The sequence below is a fragment of the Thalassotalea euphylliae genome (assembly GCF_003390375.1).
Classification (GTDB): Bacteria; Pseudomonadota; Gammaproteobacteria; order Enterobacterales; family Alteromonadaceae; genus Thalassotalea_F; species Thalassotalea_F euphylliae_A.
Genome location: NZ_QUOT01000001.1, coordinates 1,117,185 through 1,133,565, shown reverse-complemented (window position 1 = coordinate 1,133,565; position 16,381 = coordinate 1,117,185). Strand labels below are relative to the sequence as shown.

Annotated in this window: 13 protein-coding genes; 7 read left to right on the top strand and 6 right to left on the bottom strand. The window is 43.7% G+C overall.

All coding sequences use genetic code 11. From position 1 onward, the window contains the following. Positions 1 to 54: 54 nt before the first annotated feature. Complete coding sequence (gene acuR / locus DXX94_RS04995; protein ID WP_116014257.1) at positions 55 to 693, bottom strand: acrylate utilization transcriptional regulator AcuR; 639 nt, start codon at positions 691 to 693, stop codon at positions 55 to 57. Between the two features lie 451 nt (positions 694 to 1,144). Here acuR and DXX94_RS04990 point away from each other — a divergent pair, with 451 nt between their 5' ends. Both DXX94_RS04990 and DXX94_RS04985 read left to right on the top strand, forming a co-directional pair. Beyond that, the gene (locus tag DXX94_RS04990) at positions 1,145 to 1,537 is read left to right on the top strand and encodes a hypothetical protein (protein WP_116014255.1); all 393 of its coding nucleotides are present in this window, start codon (positions 1,145 to 1,147) and stop codon (positions 1,535 to 1,537) included. 4 nt (positions 1,538 to 1,541) lie between these two features. Then, positions 1,542 to 2,153 carry a hypothetical protein gene (locus tag DXX94_RS04985; RefSeq protein WP_116014254.1) on the top strand — a complete coding sequence of 204 codons (612 nt, stop codon included), beginning with the start codon at positions 1,542 to 1,544 and terminating at the stop codon, positions 2,151 to 2,153. A 339-nt stretch (positions 2,154 to 2,492) separates the two neighbouring features. Here the strand turns inward: DXX94_RS04985 and DXX94_RS04980 are convergent, their stop codons facing one another. From DXX94_RS04980 to DXX94_RS04970, 3 genes are read right to left on the bottom strand one after another with little or no spacing between them, the layout of a single operon-like run. After that, positions 2,493 to 3,350 (bottom strand): ABC transporter six-transmembrane domain-containing protein, encoded by an 858-nt coding sequence (locus tag DXX94_RS04980; RefSeq protein ID WP_116014252.1) that lies wholly within the window; start codon positions 3,348 to 3,350, stop codon positions 2,493 to 2,495. Then, positions 3,350 to 6,511 (bottom strand): efflux RND transporter permease subunit, encoded by a 3,162-nt coding sequence (locus DXX94_RS04975; RefSeq protein ID WP_116014251.1) that lies wholly within the window; start codon positions 6,509 to 6,511, stop codon positions 3,350 to 3,352. The genes DXX94_RS04980 and DXX94_RS04975 overlap by 1 nt, the downstream gene beginning before the upstream one ends. Further along, on the bottom strand, positions 6,508 to 7,818 hold the full coding sequence (locus DXX94_RS04970) for an efflux RND transporter periplasmic adaptor subunit (protein ID WP_116014249.1): 1,311 nt from the start codon (positions 7,816 to 7,818) through the stop codon (positions 6,508 to 6,510). The genes DXX94_RS04975 and DXX94_RS04970 overlap by 4 nt, the downstream gene beginning before the upstream one ends. Before the next feature lie 222 nt (positions 7,819 to 8,040). Here DXX94_RS04970 and DXX94_RS04965 point away from each other — a divergent pair, with 222 nt between their 5' ends. Next, positions 8,041 to 8,598 carry a TetR/AcrR family transcriptional regulator gene (locus tag DXX94_RS04965; RefSeq protein WP_116014248.1) on the top strand — a complete coding sequence of 186 codons (558 nt, stop codon included), beginning with the start codon at positions 8,041 to 8,043 and terminating at the stop codon, positions 8,596 to 8,598. A 93-nt stretch (positions 8,599 to 8,691) separates the two neighbouring features. On the opposite strand, the gene DXX94_RS04960 is transcribed toward DXX94_RS04965, so the two are convergent. Together DXX94_RS04960 and DXX94_RS04955 are read right to left on the bottom strand one after the other, a co-directional pair. Beyond that, complete coding sequence (locus DXX94_RS04960) at positions 8,692 to 9,891, bottom strand: c-type cytochrome (protein ID WP_258872104.1); 1,200 nt, start codon at positions 9,889 to 9,891, stop codon at positions 8,692 to 8,694. Between the two features lie 211 nt (positions 9,892 to 10,102). Further along, complete coding sequence (locus DXX94_RS04955; protein ID WP_116014246.1) at positions 10,103 to 11,638, bottom strand: AbgT family transporter; 1,536 nt, start codon at positions 11,636 to 11,638, stop codon at positions 10,103 to 10,105. Between the two features lie 324 nt (positions 11,639 to 11,962). Between DXX94_RS04955 and DXX94_RS04950 the strand changes: the two genes are divergently transcribed. From DXX94_RS04950 to DXX94_RS04935, 4 genes are all read left to right on the top strand, one after another. After that, on the top strand, positions 11,963 to 13,090 hold the full coding sequence (locus DXX94_RS04950; protein WP_116014245.1) for a type 1 glutamine amidotransferase domain-containing protein: 1,128 nt from the start codon (positions 11,963 to 11,965) through the stop codon (positions 13,088 to 13,090). Between the two features lie 69 nt (positions 13,091 to 13,159). Beyond that, complete coding sequence (locus DXX94_RS04945) at positions 13,160 to 14,059, top strand: dienelactone hydrolase family protein (RefSeq protein ID WP_258872103.1); 900 nt, start codon at positions 13,160 to 13,162, stop codon at positions 14,057 to 14,059. Between the two features lie 229 nt (positions 14,060 to 14,288). After that, positions 14,289 to 14,999, top strand: coding sequence for a response regulator transcription factor (locus DXX94_RS04940; protein WP_258872102.1), 711 nt, complete (start codon positions 14,289 to 14,291; stop codon positions 14,997 to 14,999). Between the two features lie 95 nt (positions 15,000 to 15,094). Then, positions 15,095 to 16,366 carry a sensor histidine kinase gene (locus DXX94_RS04935; RefSeq protein WP_116014242.1) on the top strand — a complete coding sequence of 424 codons (1,272 nt, stop codon included), beginning with the start codon at positions 15,095 to 15,097 and terminating at the stop codon, positions 16,364 to 16,366. Positions 16,367 to 16,381: the final 15 nt, after the last annotated feature.

Sequence of the window (16,381 nt, the reverse complement as noted above, 5' to 3'; positions counted from 1 at the left end):
ATGATAGCCTCGCCGAGTTACTCTTTTTTTGCTTATTCGTGTTTGACTATTCGCCTATTTATTTTGCGAAATGCGTGCGATAAAAAAAGCTAAGTAGTTATCTAGTGGCTTTGTATTTTGCACGAGTGTGGCTCTGCTAACCGCGCCTTCCCAGCCAATCCAAAAGTCTTCAGCGAGCTGCGCGCAATTATGCTTAGTTGCAAGCTCACCGCATGCCTGTGCTGCACTTAAACAAGCTTCTAGTTTGTGCTGCCACTGACTAAATATATCAATGAGTTGTTGGCGGTAACTCGTAGGCAACAAATCCACTTCCTGACCTAAATTGCCCACTAAACAGCCTCGTTTAAATTGATAACGCTGCATACCTTGTTTGGCATCGTCAACAAAGTTGCTGAGCCGAGTTAGTGGCGGGTGAGTTTCATCGAGTAAATAGAGATCGAGCTTACGCGCAAAATAAGTACCATAGCTATCTATCACCGCTTGTCCAAACGCCTCTTTGCTGGCGAAGTAGTGATAGAAAGACCCTTTCGGCACACCGACTTTTTTTAAGATTTGATCGATACCGGAAGAAGCAAAACCATTTTCGGTTAACTGCTCAAGGCCGCTGCGGATCAATGCCGCTTTGGTATCTTGGTTATCGCGGGCAACTTTTGGTGGGCGACCGCGTTTTGGCTTTTGCGCATTACTAGTCATTTAACTGTTCATATAATTAGTGAAATTTTATTTTAGACTGGTCGTCTAGTTAATTGCAATAATGATTTATAGACACATAGTACAAAGCAGTGAAAGCTATCAGTAATCAAGCGAATTTGAAGTTTGTATTATGTGGCGAGAAATTCAAATAGATGGGTTACTTGGAAATGCGACATACTTAGTGATATGGAAGATTTTTTGCTAAGTGTCAGAAGCGGGTCGTCGCTAATTAATAGCTTGTGGTTCACTTTGTATGTGCAGTCGACATCATGGCTACTTTCCCAATAAGCCAGAAGCAGAGGGTATAAATGGTAGAACTAAAAATTGTTTACCAATATGTAGGTACTAGAGCGCTTGTTGTGAGTGACTTTATTGTTCTAAGGACTTAACCCGTATATATACTACAATCTAGTCTAAGGTATCGAGATAAAAATCAGTAACAGAAGGCTTCATGGGGAAAGACATTTCAATGCACCTGATAGCTGTTGGATTCGCAATGGATAAAGATATTTCAATGCACCTTATAACTGTTGGATTCGTATTTTTCTTTAAAATCACAACACTTTTGGTCGGGTACTTAATTTGCCGATTAGGGTACGACCTGCTAATAAAAGGCGTTTCAGGAGAATTCAAATTTAAAGGAAAACTTAAAGGAGCCAAAGCTGACTTGGTTAGTGCGTCTCCTGGTGTTTTTTTTGTGTTTCTGGGCGTTGTATTGTTATCTGTGGCTGTGTTTGTTGATAAGCCATTTGAGACTCATTATGGTAGCAATTCTAGTAGCGGCGGAGGTAAAAACAAAAACCTAATTTATCCAGAACTACCGGAAAAGCAAGATGAGGAGTAGCAAAATGAACTTAGCGAAAAAATTAGTCGTTGTACTCCTGTTTGTGTCCTTTCAAGCAGGCGCATACCTAAAAGAAGAATATTACTGGATGGGTAAAAAGGCATATAAGGCAAAAGACTATGTGACATCGCTTAAATACACTTTCGCTTTTTACGAACTAAACCGAGAGTCCATTGAAGATCGTAGCGATTTTGGCTCAGCCTTACTGGCAATTATAAAAGACTGCGAGTTCAAATTAAATGGAAAATCAAGTGGTGGCACCTTCCATGAGAATGTTCTCGAAGAGCAAAATTACAGAATGGCAAAATCTTTACAATTCAAGTCAGGGCCTCGAGTTATTGGTGATGATGGCATGTCGAGTTTGAGGATGATAGCTTCAACATATAATAGTACGAAAGAACAGCGTGATGCGTACACATACAATCTTGAGCTAAAAGAGTTATCGAGAGATGTAAAACCAGTTAATTTGGATATTCCGTTGAATATGCAGCAGACTATGAATTCTTCGCTAGAGGCAGATGCAATTTATTTTACTAAAGAAGAAATACTAGGAGGGCAGCAATACCGAATGCCAAAATGCAAGTTGGAAAATATTTATATAAGCTGTGGTTATTAAGTACATTTGTGCTCTTAGCATTTCTTCGTTAATCATTACATCGCAAAAGGGGATTTGCGACGATAATTGGGCCCTCGTTACAATCTGCACTCTTAACTTAAATATAAGCAACAGTCTTTTCTAGGAAGGAAGCAAATTAATTCTTTTATACTGACCAACCTCAATGGCCGCTTTTTACTATTTCTGTATACTACACTGAGGTGCGGAGCTGACTGCTATTCGCCGATAGCAGACGAGATTTTCAAATAATATCACTCTGGTGTTTCTCAATTCTGCTGCCGCCTATGCAAAGACTTCTGAGTGCGCCTAAGTACAAATCTACAACTACTAAATGCTGATTTAATCTTCTTTGTTTATTGAATTAATACGCTTAGTAATTTCTGAAAGCCTTGCCCAGCTTTGCAGGGTAACTGGTAGCACTATTGCTGCTTCAACAAACTCCCATGAATAGCTGACGATGGAAAAAATAGTGCCAGCTGTGATGGCCATTTGGCTTGTTGCATACCATAAGTTGCTCACCACCATTGCCAGTAGCACGATAAAGACGCAGCCGTAGAGCAGGGCTTCGCGATCTGACAATTTGATTTCCAAAGCTTTTAAGCTATTAAAATGGCGAGTAATTGTTGGTAGAGATTTTGCTGCTAACAAGCTTACTTGTTGCTCTGTCTGCTGGTTATGTGCGCCATTAAGTTGATAAAAACCTTGATGAAAAAATCCGTAAATCAGCATCATCGACACGGCAGCAATAAAAGCAGTGGCAGACAATATAGGGTTAAGAAAAAACAACACAGCTAGTGAAATAACAAACTGCACACTGGCAGTAAGAATTTCAGGCAGCTTATGTTCGAGAAAGTCGACCAGCTCGCGCCCCATCTCTAATCTGGCATTAAGGGTTGAAACTGGTAAGTGATGGTTTTGTTTGGCAATACCTACCTGCGTTGTTACTCGGATTTTGCCGTAGGCGCGGGTATCGTAAAAACGTCTGGTAACGCTGACGATAACAAGCACAACTAAAATCGCCATTAATATCAATAGCTCTCGGCTTTGGCCTGCTAATAGGCCATCAATGGTAAAGCCGATAAACAGCGGAATAAGCGCGGTTAATGTGATTTCAACTATCGTCAGCAGTACGTTTATTGCCACGGCTTGCTGGTTGCTGCGAAGAATTTGGCGAACAGAAATTGGTTGTATCGTCATTAGCTAGTCAACTCTGGTGTCGTATTTGGGCTGGGCTTAGCGGCGCTATGCTCTGCTGAGCAGGCTTGCGCTTTATTCGTATTGTCAGCGGTTCGAAAACTCAGTAACACGGGGATTAAAATCAGGGTGATAGGCGTCGCAAATAGCTCACCGAATACTAGGGACACAGCGGCGGGTTTAAGGTATTGCGCTTGCTCTGAGGTTTCACTGAGTAAAGGCAGAAGGCCAAAAACGGTTGTCACTGTGGTGAGAAATATCGCCCGTAATCGGCTTTTACCTGCGGTAATTAAGGCGGTTTTCATTGTCATACCTGAGCGGTGTAGCTGATTAAATCGGGTGATCAATACCAGCGAGTCGTTAATTACCACGCCCGTCATAGCCATCATGCCAAACAAGGAAAGTAAACTGACCGATAAGCCCATTAGGCCATGACCATAAATTGCACCCGCAAAGCCAAATGGGATCACCGACATAATGATAAAAGGTTGCCAGTAGGATTTCAGTGGAATGGCGAGCAGCACATAAATTAACAACAAGGTAAGCAACATGGCTTTTTTAAAGCCTTGCTGAACATCCAGTATTTCCTCAAATTCGCCACCAGCATTAATTTCAACGTTGGGGTATTGTGCGGTAAGCGCGGCAACGCTTGACTGCTGTAATTGCTGCCAAACCTCTTGTGGAGAGGCAACGCCTTTGTCTTGCCGCCAGTACACGGAAATGACTTGATTGCGGTTTTTGCGATATAGCACCTCTGGCTCGCGGCTAAAGCTAAAATCAGCAACTTCTGCCAGTGATATATATTCTTGCTCGGCGATCAGCACTTGTGTTTCTTTTAGCTGTTGCAATGTCTGGCGTGACTGAGCGGGTAGGCGCAGCAGCACCATGGACTCTTCACCGCTATCGAGGATCCGATGCAGTTCAATATGACCATAAGCACCGCCGATCAATTGGGCCAGTTGACGCTGATTTAAGCCTAAATTAATGCCCCGTTGATTTAAGGTAATTTGTAGTTGTGGCTTGCCTATTTGGCCATCGTCGGTGATATCGTTGACGCCGGGTAAGTTAGCGAGCGCTTGTTTGAGTTCGTTGGCAACATGGCGAGCTAAGTCTCTTGATGGCGCACTAACGGTTAAATAAGTGCCGCCCGCTGGCGTTTCGGCAAAGGTAAATTTTTGTGCTTGGCTGCCTTCCAAAAGACCAAGGTGCTGTTGCCAGACACTAAGTAATTCGTCACTGGCGACCTTTGCCAAGGCTTGGTTGGATAGCGCTATTGTCGCCTCTAGCTGCTCATTATCAGTCATCGCTACCAAGAACTGTTTAATCACTGGCTCGCTTGTTTGGTATTTGTTGACCAACTCGCGATTAGTGGCTGCAATCGTCTGCTCAATATTCAGCATATGTTGTTGGCTTAGTTGTGGCGCGGCATCTTGATCCATTTCCACCACTAAGGTTGCATAACGGCCGGGAATTTCAGGGAAAAATACTGTTCTTATCGTCCCTTTTAGCATGGCACCGTAAGCACCTAGAACGAGCAGTAAAAATATCGCTAGGCTAGTGCGTTTATGGGCCAGTGCCAGTGATAGGCTAGGCTGATAGCAAACCTCGGTAAACCAAGTTAAACCAGCATTACATTTTCGCTTGATAGCCTTGAGTAACCGATTTAATCGCGCGAGATAGGGTTGTTTAGGCGCTGCCTTGTTTTGTGCCAGTACCAGATGGGTTGGCAGAATAAATTTGCTTTCAATCAGTGAAAAAATCAGCGCAAAAATCACCACAGCAGAAAAGCCTGCCAGCACTTGTGCAAGCTCATTTTCTATCCATAACATAGGTGAAAATGCGGCAATGGTGGTGAGTACACCAAAACTGGTGGCGACAGATACTGCTTTTACCCCTTGATAGGCTGCTTCTTTCGGGTCGGCAATACGCGTTCGCGCTTGATGGATGGACTCGCCAACCACCACGGCATCGTCAACCAATATGCCGAGCACTAAAATCATACCAAACAGGGTGATATCGTTAATGCTGTAATCTAAGGCTGGCAGCCCCATTAACCAAATAGCACCAGCGATGGAAATTGGGATCCCCATGGCGACCCAAAGTGCTAGCCTCAGTTCGAGAAATATTGCCAATAAGACAATCACAATTAGCAAGCCTTGCCATGCATTGCTGCCGAGCAAATCTAGTTGCTCGTCGATGTAAGGTGCCATATCGGCCATCACATCTGTGTTTATTCCCGCAGGCAGTTGGCTTTGTAGTTCGGCTAGCACTGATTGCGTTGCCTCGTTGACGGTCAGCAAATTATCTTTTTGACTGGTTGATATCATTAACGCAATAGCGGCTTGTCCGGCGTAACGCGCTCGACTGTCAGTTTGCTCGTAGTCGCGTGTGATCTCGGCGACATCACTGAGCCGGATCACTGCATTTGCGCTGCTAATCAACGGGATCTGCGCCAAACTAGGTATGGTGTCACTATAATTGTCGGCCTTTAAAGTGAGCTTACCCGCCTCAGTGTCGAGCTCACCACTGCGATGGTTTAGTGACCATTGATGAATAATATTGGCGACATCCTGATAAGACAGGCCGTATTGCTTTAAAGCGTTGGCGTTTGGCTCGATGACTAATTGCTTGCGGCGTTTACCCAAATTCGTTACTTGTGAGATCGCCCGATGCTTTTTCAGGTTGTTAGCGACCAAGGTGGCAACTTGCTGGCGCGTGTGATCGCTATCGCCACCATAAATCATGACAAACGAGGCCAAGTTGCCAAATTCATCAGGGTAAATTTTTGGCTGCTCGGCACGCTCCGGAAAACCAACAATGGCATTCACTTGATTGCGCACTTTTTCAAGTAAGTCGCTTAGCTCTACACCAGTGTTTTTCTTAACCCGTACTGAGGCAAAGCCAGCATATGACGCACTAGTGATGGTTTTAATGCCAGCGATACCGCTGATGGCATCTTCTATGCGCTGACTAATGCTTTCATCGACTTGTAGGGCTGTTGCGCCGGGATAACTCACTTCAATAACCAGTTGTGACGGTGGTGGCTGCGGAAAACTCTCGACGCGTAAACTGGAAAACGATAAGTAGCCCGCCACTAGGGTAAATACCATCAGCAAATTGGCGGCAACGGGATTATCAAGAAACCATTTGGTGATAGTGTTCACTGCTGTGCTCCTGCAAATGTTGATTTTGCTAACTGCTTGTCTAATTGATCACCTAGTTGAGCACCTTCTTGCTCATTCTGCTGCTCGGCAAGCAGGCTTTCTTTTTCCATCAAGGGGTTAACCTGTTGGCCTGCCAACATATTGCTTAGTGGATAACGCACTAATAGACGTTCGCGACTGGGTTGCTTGCTAAAGGAAAATAACACCTGATCGCTATCCTCAATATCTTCACTAAGCAGTTGAATTTCTTCTTGGACTAATCTGCCATCTTGAACGGTCCACACTTGCTGATCTCGGGTCAGCACAGTGGCGGGAGCCAGAATAGTATTGCTTCCCTGCGCCGCGTTAAAGCTGACGTTCACTTGTTGCTCAGGGTAGAGCATAACGCTGTTTTGATAAGGATTTTCAATGGTCAGCAGCAAGCGCTGCTGGCGAGTTTGTGGGTTCAGTGTTGGTGACAAAAAGCGCAGTTGGCTCTGCCATATGTTGCCTTGATTATCAGTTATGCGTGCTGTTATCTCGGTATTTTCTTGATGAGGTGCCTGCTCCGCATTAACTATGGAGTTACTTTGGACATCACTTTTGGCGTCATTTTGGCTATCAGTTTTGGTACTAACGATTTGCTGCCACTGATAAGTGGCAAGGTGCACTTCGATATCTATGGTTTGTGAAGAGGCCAGTTGATAAAGCGTGTCACCTGCAGTGATCTCTTGCGCTGGCGCCGTGTGTTTCGCCAACACAATTGCATCAAACGGTGCTTTAACTTTGGTATCTTGAACCCGTTTAAGCGCTGATTGGTAATTCGCTTGTGCGGAGGATAGTTCCGCTTTTGCAGCACTTACGTGCGGCTTAAATAAGCGAAACTCATTGCTGTTATTCGTTGTTTCCAGATGCTTGGCAACACTTTGCTCATTCAGGTAGCGGGCAAGCGTTAACTTGGCCTGACTAATACGTGCTTCGGCGCTGGCCAGGGCTGTTACGTAGTCGATATCTTGAATTTCGGCAATTGACTGTCCTTGGCGAATAAAACTGCCCGGTTGAATATGCTCAAAATGATCTATCAAACGGCCGCTGACATTGGCGTTAAGGGCAAGTGGCCATCTAGATTTCACAGTTCCTGTGACCTTAATCTCAGCCATTCTGGCGGTTGGTGTTACCTCAATCACTGACACTTGCGGTATTGGTTGCGGTGGTTCAATTGCCGCTTGCTGCGCTTCACTATCGTCAAGTAACCATAACACCAGAAATATTCCAATGACGGCGACCAGTGAATTGATGACTAGCGACTTGCTTTTACCTGATTTCACCTGAGCTCCTTACAGGATAAATTTATGAGACACATGTGTTTCGTATTTTTAGAGTAATGGGATTTTAATAGTGAGTCAACTTTATGAGTCACCACTGTTTCATAAGTGTTGTTTCAGACAGTGTTTTTCAGTAGACTGACTGGCAACTACTAAGCGGAGTGCCCGAGCTGCATTGCTTAGCATGTAGTGGTCAAAGCGCTCTAAAAACTGAAGGTGAATGTGATGGTGGATGCCAGAATCGTAAAATCGCAGCAGGCATTAGTACTGGCTGGTTTAACACTGATTAACAAAAATAAGGAAATTTCCTTATCTGATATTGCCAAATCTGCTGGTGTTGGCCGAGCTACCTTATATCGCTTGTACACCAGTAAAGAGGCGTTAATTGAAGCGATTGCCTTACATTGCTTACAAGTTTTTGAGCAAGCGACGCAGCCTATTGAAGCACAGGCGACTTCGGCGATGCATGCGTTTGAGTTACTGTTTAGTTTAGCGATGCCATTAACGGCTGAGTTACAGTTTTTGATGACGCTGGATTATTTTGCCGACGATATTCCCGAGGTGAACCGCATTATTGCCGAGCAAGATCAGGAGTTATGGGACTTAATCGAGCAGGCTAAGCAAGCCGGAGAGCTTGATAACTCGCTTCCCACCAGCTGGGTATTAAACTTAATTGAAGGGTTATTTTACGCAGGTTGGGTGCAACAAGAGGAATATCAGGCAAGTGCTGCGCAAGCGGCATCGCTCGCTTTTCGTAGTTTCAGTAAGGCCGTTCAGCCATAGTTAGTGCAATCTCAGTTAGCGAAATATCAGTAAATGCAGAAAGAAAGTACTAATAATTTCGCTATCTATTCTGGGAATTAAAAGGCGTTAACGCTAGTGGCTAACGTCGGCAATATCACCGCGCCTAACCGGATAACCTAAGTGCATCCAACCGAAAATGCCTTCCCATAATACCGCGGTGCGAGTATAGCCGCGTCTTCTTAACTTATTAATGGTGTAATCGGCAGCAGCCCGAGGGCAAGAGCAGTAGGCGACGATTTGTACATCCTTTGGAATACCGGCAACGGTTTCGTCTAAGTCGGCATAGTAAGGGAAGGGGATAGCACCCTCGATATGGGCGGTTTGCCACACAGATGGCACGCGCGTATCCAGCAATACCATACGGCTGTTATTTTCGAGTGCACGATTTAAGTCTGCCGACATCACATACATACCGTCTTTCAGCGTAAAGTTAGGATCATCACCTTGCTTGTTGATAATGTAATCTTTGGGCTCAGGCATTGCCGTTAAGGTCGGTTTAGTTTCGTTTAAGCCCAGTGATTTACTGCGTAAAAAGGCAGTAATGCTGTTAATTTCTTGTGTGGATAATTTCTCGTTAAATGCCTGCATCGGCGTGCCTTGACGACCATTTTCAATGGCGTGGCGAATAAATTCATCGGTATTGTGGGCAAGGGCAGATTGGTTCATCAACGCTGGTGCGTTCACCCCTTCGCCATTAACCCCGTGGCAGGCGGTGCAATTAGCCTGATATAGCGTTTCACCAAGTTTGATATCACCAGTGACTGGCTTAGTGGAAAACTTAAGGCGGTCAAAACCTGCTTGCTCAAATAGCCAATAGGTGAGATCCCAAGTTTCCGCCAGTGTCATTGGGCCACCCACTTCATCCAGATAGCCAGCCATGGCAGTGCCTTTGCGGCCATATTGCATCGCGCGTAGTACCTGATGGGCAATGCCAGACTCCATCAAACTTTTACTTTTTAACGAGGGCGCGTGGTCATTGGCATAACCTTCACGATTTTCACCATGACATAAGGCGCAGTATTTTTGATAATTACTTGCGGCAACTTCAGCTTGCTTAGCAGTAAGCTTGCGCGGTGGTGATCGTAACTCTCGCTCTTGTGCTGATACGTTAACGGAATAAATACTGCTAATGAGCACCAAAGCTAGCAGGACTAGGCTTTTAAACTGGCTATTCTTTTGGCTATTAGATTGGGTTGAGCGCATAAAAGCTGACAAGTAAAAGTGTGACAAGCTGAGTTGACCTTTTCGTCCATAAATTGGTATTAACAGCATAATAATTGTTATCTATGTTATCTATGTTAGCTAGTGGTTTAACAAACTTGGTAACAATTGTTTGATTTGGCTTTGCTGATAGGCAGTAAAAGTGAAAACTAAAAGAACGCTAAGAGAGAAACTCAATGAAATTTGCGAGTAGCCTCAATATTTTAGTGATTGAGACTACTCACTACATTAGCTTATATCGCTATATCTAAGAAGCTAGAGCTTAAGGAAAATACTCATAGCTTGCCTGCAAACCTAGCGGTAAGCCTAAGCTCCAAAAGATCATAAGAAATATTGTCCAAGCGATCAGAAATATTACGGAAAATGGCAACATCATCGCCGCTAAAGTACCTATCCCTGCAGAGGTTACATAACGTTGGCAGAAAACAACAACCAGCGGGAAGTAGGGCATTAATGGGGTGATAATATTGGTACTAGAGTCACCGATGCGATAGGCCGCTTGCGCGAGATCTGGCGATATGCCTAGCTGCATTAACATAGGCACAAAAATTGGCGCTAGCAGTGCCCATTTCGCAGAGGCTGAGCCAACAAAGAGGTTAATAAAGCCGGTAAGGATAATAATGCCAGTAATAGTAACACCGCCTGGCAATGCCAGCGCTTTTAGCGCTTCTGCGCCTTTAACCGCAAGTAAAATTCCTAAATTAGATTGACCAAAAGCGTAAATAAATTGGGCGATAAAAAACATAATGACCAGATAGTAGCCCATATCACTCATCGCTTTACTCATGCCTTGAATAAAGTCTTTGGTGGTTCTGATTTTGCCAATAATAATGCCGTAAACTAGCCCGGGAATAAGAAATAGTAAGAAAATCAAGGGGACGATAGATTGCATTAGTGGTGCAGAAAACGAAGTCAGCGAGCCATCACTTGCGCGCCATGCGGAGCTTTCAAATGAGGTGCTCACAATGAGCAAGACAATGCCAATACCCGTTGCGAATAACGACCAACGCAATGCTTTGCGTTCATTTTCTTGTAACGGCTCCATCGTAGGCAAGTCAGATAAATCACCATCAAGCTCGTTACCTTTTAACTTCGGCTCAACAATTTTGTCGGTAATAAACCAACCCAAGGTAATGATTAATAGTGACGAGGCTGCGGTAAAATAGTAATTGTTGAGTGGGTTAAGGACGATTTCTGAATTCATGATTTGCGCGCCAGCTTGGGTAATACCTTGCAGCATAGGGTCGATAGAAGACGGTACAAAATTCGCAGAAAATCCACCAGATACACCAGCAAACGCTGCAGCAATGCCCGCTAACGGGTGTCGCCCAGCAGCATAGAAAATGACGCCGCCAAGTGGTATCACTAACACATAACCCGCATCTACCGCGGTATGACTGACAATACCAACGGCGATCACCATAGGGGTAAGTAGCCATTTGCCTGTTACCGCCATCAAGGCTCGCAGGCCGGCGTTGATAAAGCCTGAAAATTCAGCAACACCAATGCCTAAAATAGCGACAAGTACCACGCCAACAGGGTGAAAATGCGAAAAGTTAGTGACCATTTTTGAAAAGAAAGTGGTCATGGCATCGCCACTTAACTGGTTGTTAATCACCAAAGCTTGGCCAGTGCGAGGGTCTACAGCGCTAAAATCTACCCCAGAAAGCGCCCAAGAAAGTAGCCAAACAATGACCATCAACGCAATAAATAATGCAGCAGGGTCGGGCAGTTTATTGCCCCAAATTTCTACTTTATTGAGTAAACGCTGAACGAGTGGCTCTGAATGTTCCGTCATAAATTCACCTTTGTTATTCTTTTTGTGGCTTTATTTTGCATCAATAAACTTGAGCAAAAATCGTACTCATTAGCTCCATCTTAGGAAATTGCTCAAAAAATAGAAAGGCTTGTTGCAAAGTTGTTAATTTGATTTCCCTGTTGAGGGTCCGTCATCTTTTTACATACAACTTTAATTGCTAACCATAGCCCAGAACTTTTCCGCAAATATTTTTCTATATGCCTTTTCTGAAGACTGCTGTCTTCACATTTTCTTCACAGCGTCATTGCTAGCTTAACGATTGAATTTAGATATTCATGTACCAGTTAAAACGGAGCAATAGCAATGAAGCAATTTATCATTAAAGTGTTAGTACCTATCACTTTAATATTTACAAGTATCAATGCCCAAAGCAGCCAAACAGACTCGACGCCAGCAGTGCTTATGGTACTCAGTAGTTATGGTGAAAAAGGGGATGATGGTCAGTTAGTCAAACCCGGCTATGAATTTGATGAAATGAGTAAATCTTATTTGGTATTCAAAGCCGCAGGTGTTGCTGTCACTTTTGCTTCACCAAATGGCGACGAGCCAATCGCTGATAAGTTTGATAAGAACAAAACTTATAACCAAGCGTTTCTCAATGATAAACAGGCTGTTGATTCACTTGGTTCAACACTTAAGTTATCGCAAGTTGAACCAGCGAAGTTCAATGCGGTTTACGTGGTTGGTGGCAAAGGGCCAATGTTTGATTTAGCAACTAACTCCGCTGTTAAAGACATTATTCGTCAGGTTTACGAAAACAAAGGTATTGTCGGGGCTGTCTGTCATGGTCCAGCAGCATTGCTGAATGTAAAGCTTAGCAATGGTGACTTGCTGATTACTGATAAACGCGTGTCAGCGTTTACCAATGAAGAAGAAAATGCCTTTACGAAAAAGTGGCAGCTTCCATTTTTGCTAGCAGATAAACTGGTGGAAAATGGCGCAAATTATCAACAAGATGGTTTAATGCTTAATCAGGTCAGTGTCGATGGTCGATTGATTACGGGGCAAAACCCATTTTCTACCACAGACGCAGCGAAAGCCGTGGTTGCAAAACTGGGCTTGCCTGTACCGCAGCACATTGATTTTAAAGATGACCGTACGATAAAACTGGCTGAAGCATTTTTTAATAACCGCGAAACCGCCGAGCAAGAGTTCATTGCCAACAGTGAACGCTATGATTCTATGTTGTTGGCGATGTTAGGGCTATACCAAGCCAAGCACGCTACTCGTCAAATCGAGCTTGATATTGGAATAACGCTCATGGAATTGGTGCAGGCGAAAGTGAACCACCCAATGCTAGATACAGCAATAGCCAAAGCCTACCTTGATAAAAGTGATACACAAACGGCGATAAAACTGCTGCAAACATCAAAAGCGAAGTTCCCTGATAACGAACAAATAGCAAGCCTATTGCTAGCACTGAGCGAATAAGGTCAAGGAGCAATGAGTGTGTTTAATCAATTTAAACAGAAACTTAGCAGTATCAATTGGGGGAAGGCTATGGTCAGTATAGTTGGTATTTTCGCTTTATTGGGCGGTATTTGGTACGCGATTTGGGGATTGCATCCGTACCAAGTTGATCAACAAGAAATACAAGCATCTTATACTTACCAAGGTAATGCTGATAAGCCAATGAATATGCAGCTTGAACAGTTATCTGCAACAACCTTTGCTTTTACTTACCAAAGCTTTGATGGCGCTATTGTTAATGGTCGAATGGCTTATCCTGATACTGATACTAAAGCTCACTCAATGCCGGTGATGCTGGGCGTGCACGCCATGGGGCGCAGTGAAAATCGCTGGTGGATGGATAGCTTCAAAGAGCGTCCAACACTTGAACAAACCGATAAACTAGCCAAGCAGGCGTTGGCTAATGGTTATGCCGTCATCGCCATTGATAGTCGCAACCATGGCAAACGCAAAAACCTTGACTACAACATTATTGAAGTGATGCGCGATTTACATTGGTGGGGCAAGCGCGAGCCATATGAGCAGATGGTTATCGACACGGTTAAAGATTATAGAGTCTTACTGGATTGGGTGGAAAAACAAGCGCAGTTTGACCAAGCCAATACCACGGTTGCAGGCTATAGCATGGGCGGCCAAGTATCCATATTACTTGCTGGCGTTGATGAACGAATTGAACGGGTGCTATCTATTGTGCCGCCGTATCTTGATGATAAAGTGGCGATAGTCGCACCAAAAAACTTTACCCATAATTTGGCGCATCTTGATAAATTATGGCTGGTTTCAGCCAATGATGATGAGCATGCTAGCGAGTCTGAGAACGCCGCGCTTTATGCCAACATTGCGACAGCCAATAAGAAACATGTGCAGTTTGATGGCGGGCACGTATTACCTCAAGGATACTATCAGCAGCTAGAAAACTGGTATCAGTAAGCTAACTTTTTATGTAAATCTTTGTTTATTTGGCCTTTATTGTGCTGCACTAGGCGACAGACTAGCAGTATTTGGACTACGAAGGTTCAGCTTCAACGAGAAGTAGCAAGCGACTAAAGGTTTACAATTAAAGTTATGATGTTAAATATTAGCGTCGATAGCTAAGTGTTTGATAGTGCTATGATTAGCACTTGATTACTCAAAGCATAAGCCATTTAAGGATAACTAATTGACGGGTAAATCATTGCAAGTAAAACCTTTAAAGGTGCTTATTGTTGAAGATAATTTGGCCATTAGTCGCAATATCGCTAACTTTTTTGAAAAGCATCAGGTGATACTCGATTTTGCTTACGACGGTGAACAAGCATCTGAGCTGGCACTTAGCCATTATTTCGACTGTATTGTGCTTGATATCGCATTGCCGAAATTAGATGGTTTAGCGGTGTGCCAATTACTTCGAGCAAAGGCAGAGCGTCATATTCCAATCATTATGCTAACGGCACGCGATACTCTTGACGACAAACTAACTGGCTTTGCGCAAGGTGCAGATGACTATCTTACCAAGCCATTTGCACTAGAGGAATTATTGGTTAGGTGCCAAGCTTTAGCTGCTCGCAATCAAAGTCAGCAGCGAAAACAGCTTGAACTCGGTGAAGGAAGCCAGCACTTAGTGCTTGATCTAAGCACTAAACAAGTGATGCGAAATCAACAAGAAATCCACTTACAGCCGATTCCATACACAATTTTGCAGTTATTGATGGAAGCTCACCCAAGGGCGCTTACTCGCAGCGAGCTATGTCAAAAGTTATGGGGGGATGCACCGACAGAGTCAGATGCATTGCGATCTCATTTTTATCAACTGAGGAAAGCCTTAGATAAGCCATTTGATGTACCAATCGTTAAAACTATTCATGGCGTGGGGTTTGGTTTAGCGCTTTAACCTTTTAATTCTCTAGTTCATCGGCTTTGCAACTGCATTGCCTATTAGGCTCATTCACTTTATTAGTGAAAAATAAAGACATAAGGATCGTTAACATGTTTTCTCAAATACGAAGTCGGATTCTTGCGTATTTTATTGGCTTAGTTTTACTGATTAGCGTGTTATTTGGTGCCTTAAGTTTTTTGTTTACTTACTATGTTGAAGACAGCTTATTTGTGAGCTTACTTGAACAAGAAAAAGTGCTGGTTGAGGCGCAAATTAATGCGGGTCAGCCAATTCAACCGCAGCTAAATTTCGTCCGTTATTATCCATCAACTCAGCAATTACCAACAGCCATCTCAGATGTGCTTAAGGATGAGCCTGAACGCATTGAGTTTTCTGGTCCAAAACAAAATGGCCCAATGGAGCATGAACATCAAAACAACAAAGCGCACTACCACTTAGTTAGATTAGGTGATGGGTTTTTAGTGGCGGAAGTAAGTGACTATTTAGTTGTGCGCAATATCAAAGGTGGTATGGCAAAAACACATGCCGTGTTTATTGGTATGCTGATTATTATAGCTTTGTGGCTGGCTTGGTCATTTGCAAAGCGTTTGATTAAGCCAATTGAACAACTTAACGCTGTGCTAATACAGGTTAAAGGTGATGAATTGCCAAACGGCTTTGCTAAGCAGTTTAACCAGGATGAAATTGGTTTGTTTGCCAAAGAACTAGAACGAGCAATTGATCGAGTTCGCGAATTTATCGCTCGTGAGCAGCATTTTACTCGCGATATTTCACATGAACTTCGCACGCCATTGACGATCACTCAAGGTGCAATCACCTTACTTAGCGACACTTCCCTGACCAAAGAACAGCTTCCATTAGTTGAACGCATCACATCAGCACAGCAGCAAATGCAGTTGTGTATTGAGGGCTTACTAGCCTTGGCACGGGAAGGTGAGACAATGCATGAGCCCATACCATTACTTGCTGTTGTTGAAGCAGCCATTGTCGAACATCATCAGCTGATTGAAGATAAGGCCATCGAACTTGAAGTTAATGTCTCAAATACTGCCACAGTAACCGCCAACCCACAGGCGTTACGCATCGTTATCGGTAACCTTATCGCTAACGCCTTTAGTCATACCGAGCAAGGTGAAATTGATATTGACTGGCAATCGCCGCGTTTAATTATCAGAAATTCTGGCGAAGGTATCGCGCACGATATATTACCGAATGTGTTTGCGAGCGGCGTAAAAGGTAACCAAAGCCAAGGTTTGGGCATTGGTCTATCATTGGCTAAACGATTATGTGATCAACAAGCGATAGGAATTGCATTAGCATCTAATGAGCATGGTACAACCGCAACGCTAACATTTGCGTAATTGCCTTTCGATATT

Excerpts from the sequence above, each read along its gene's own strand:
- acuR (WP_116014257.1), bottom strand. The coding sequence starts at position 693 with ATGACTAGTAATGCGCAAAAGCCAAAACGCGGTCGCCCACCAAAAGTT.
- DXX94_RS04990 (WP_116014255.1), top strand. The coding sequence starts at position 1,145 with ATGGGGAAAGACATTTCAATGCACCTGATAGCTGTTGGATTCGCAATG.
- DXX94_RS04985 (WP_116014254.1), top strand. The coding sequence starts at position 1,542 with ATGAACTTAGCGAAAAAATTAGTCGTTGTACTCCTGTTTGTGTCCTTT.
- DXX94_RS04980 (WP_116014252.1), bottom strand. The coding sequence starts at position 3,350 with ATGACGATACAACCAATTTCTGTTCGCCAAATTCTTCGCAGCAACCAG.
- DXX94_RS04965 (WP_116014248.1), top strand. The coding sequence starts at position 8,041 with ATGGTGGATGCCAGAATCGTAAAATCGCAGCAGGCATTAGTACTGGCT.
- DXX94_RS04960 (WP_258872104.1), bottom strand. The coding sequence starts at position 9,891 with ATGCTGTTAATACCAATTTATGGACGAAAAGGTCAACTCAGCTTGTCA.
- DXX94_RS04955 (WP_116014246.1), bottom strand. The coding sequence starts at position 11,638 with ATGACGGAACATTCAGAGCCACTCGTTCAGCGTTTACTCAATAAAGTA.
- DXX94_RS04950 (WP_116014245.1), top strand. The coding sequence starts at position 11,963 with ATGAAGCAATTTATCATTAAAGTGTTAGTACCTATCACTTTAATATTT.
- DXX94_RS04945 (WP_258872103.1), top strand. The coding sequence starts at position 13,160 with ATGGTCAGTATAGTTGGTATTTTCGCTTTATTGGGCGGTATTTGGTAC.
- DXX94_RS04935 (WP_116014242.1), top strand. The coding sequence starts at position 15,095 with ATGTTTTCTCAAATACGAAGTCGGATTCTTGCGTATTTTATTGGCTTA.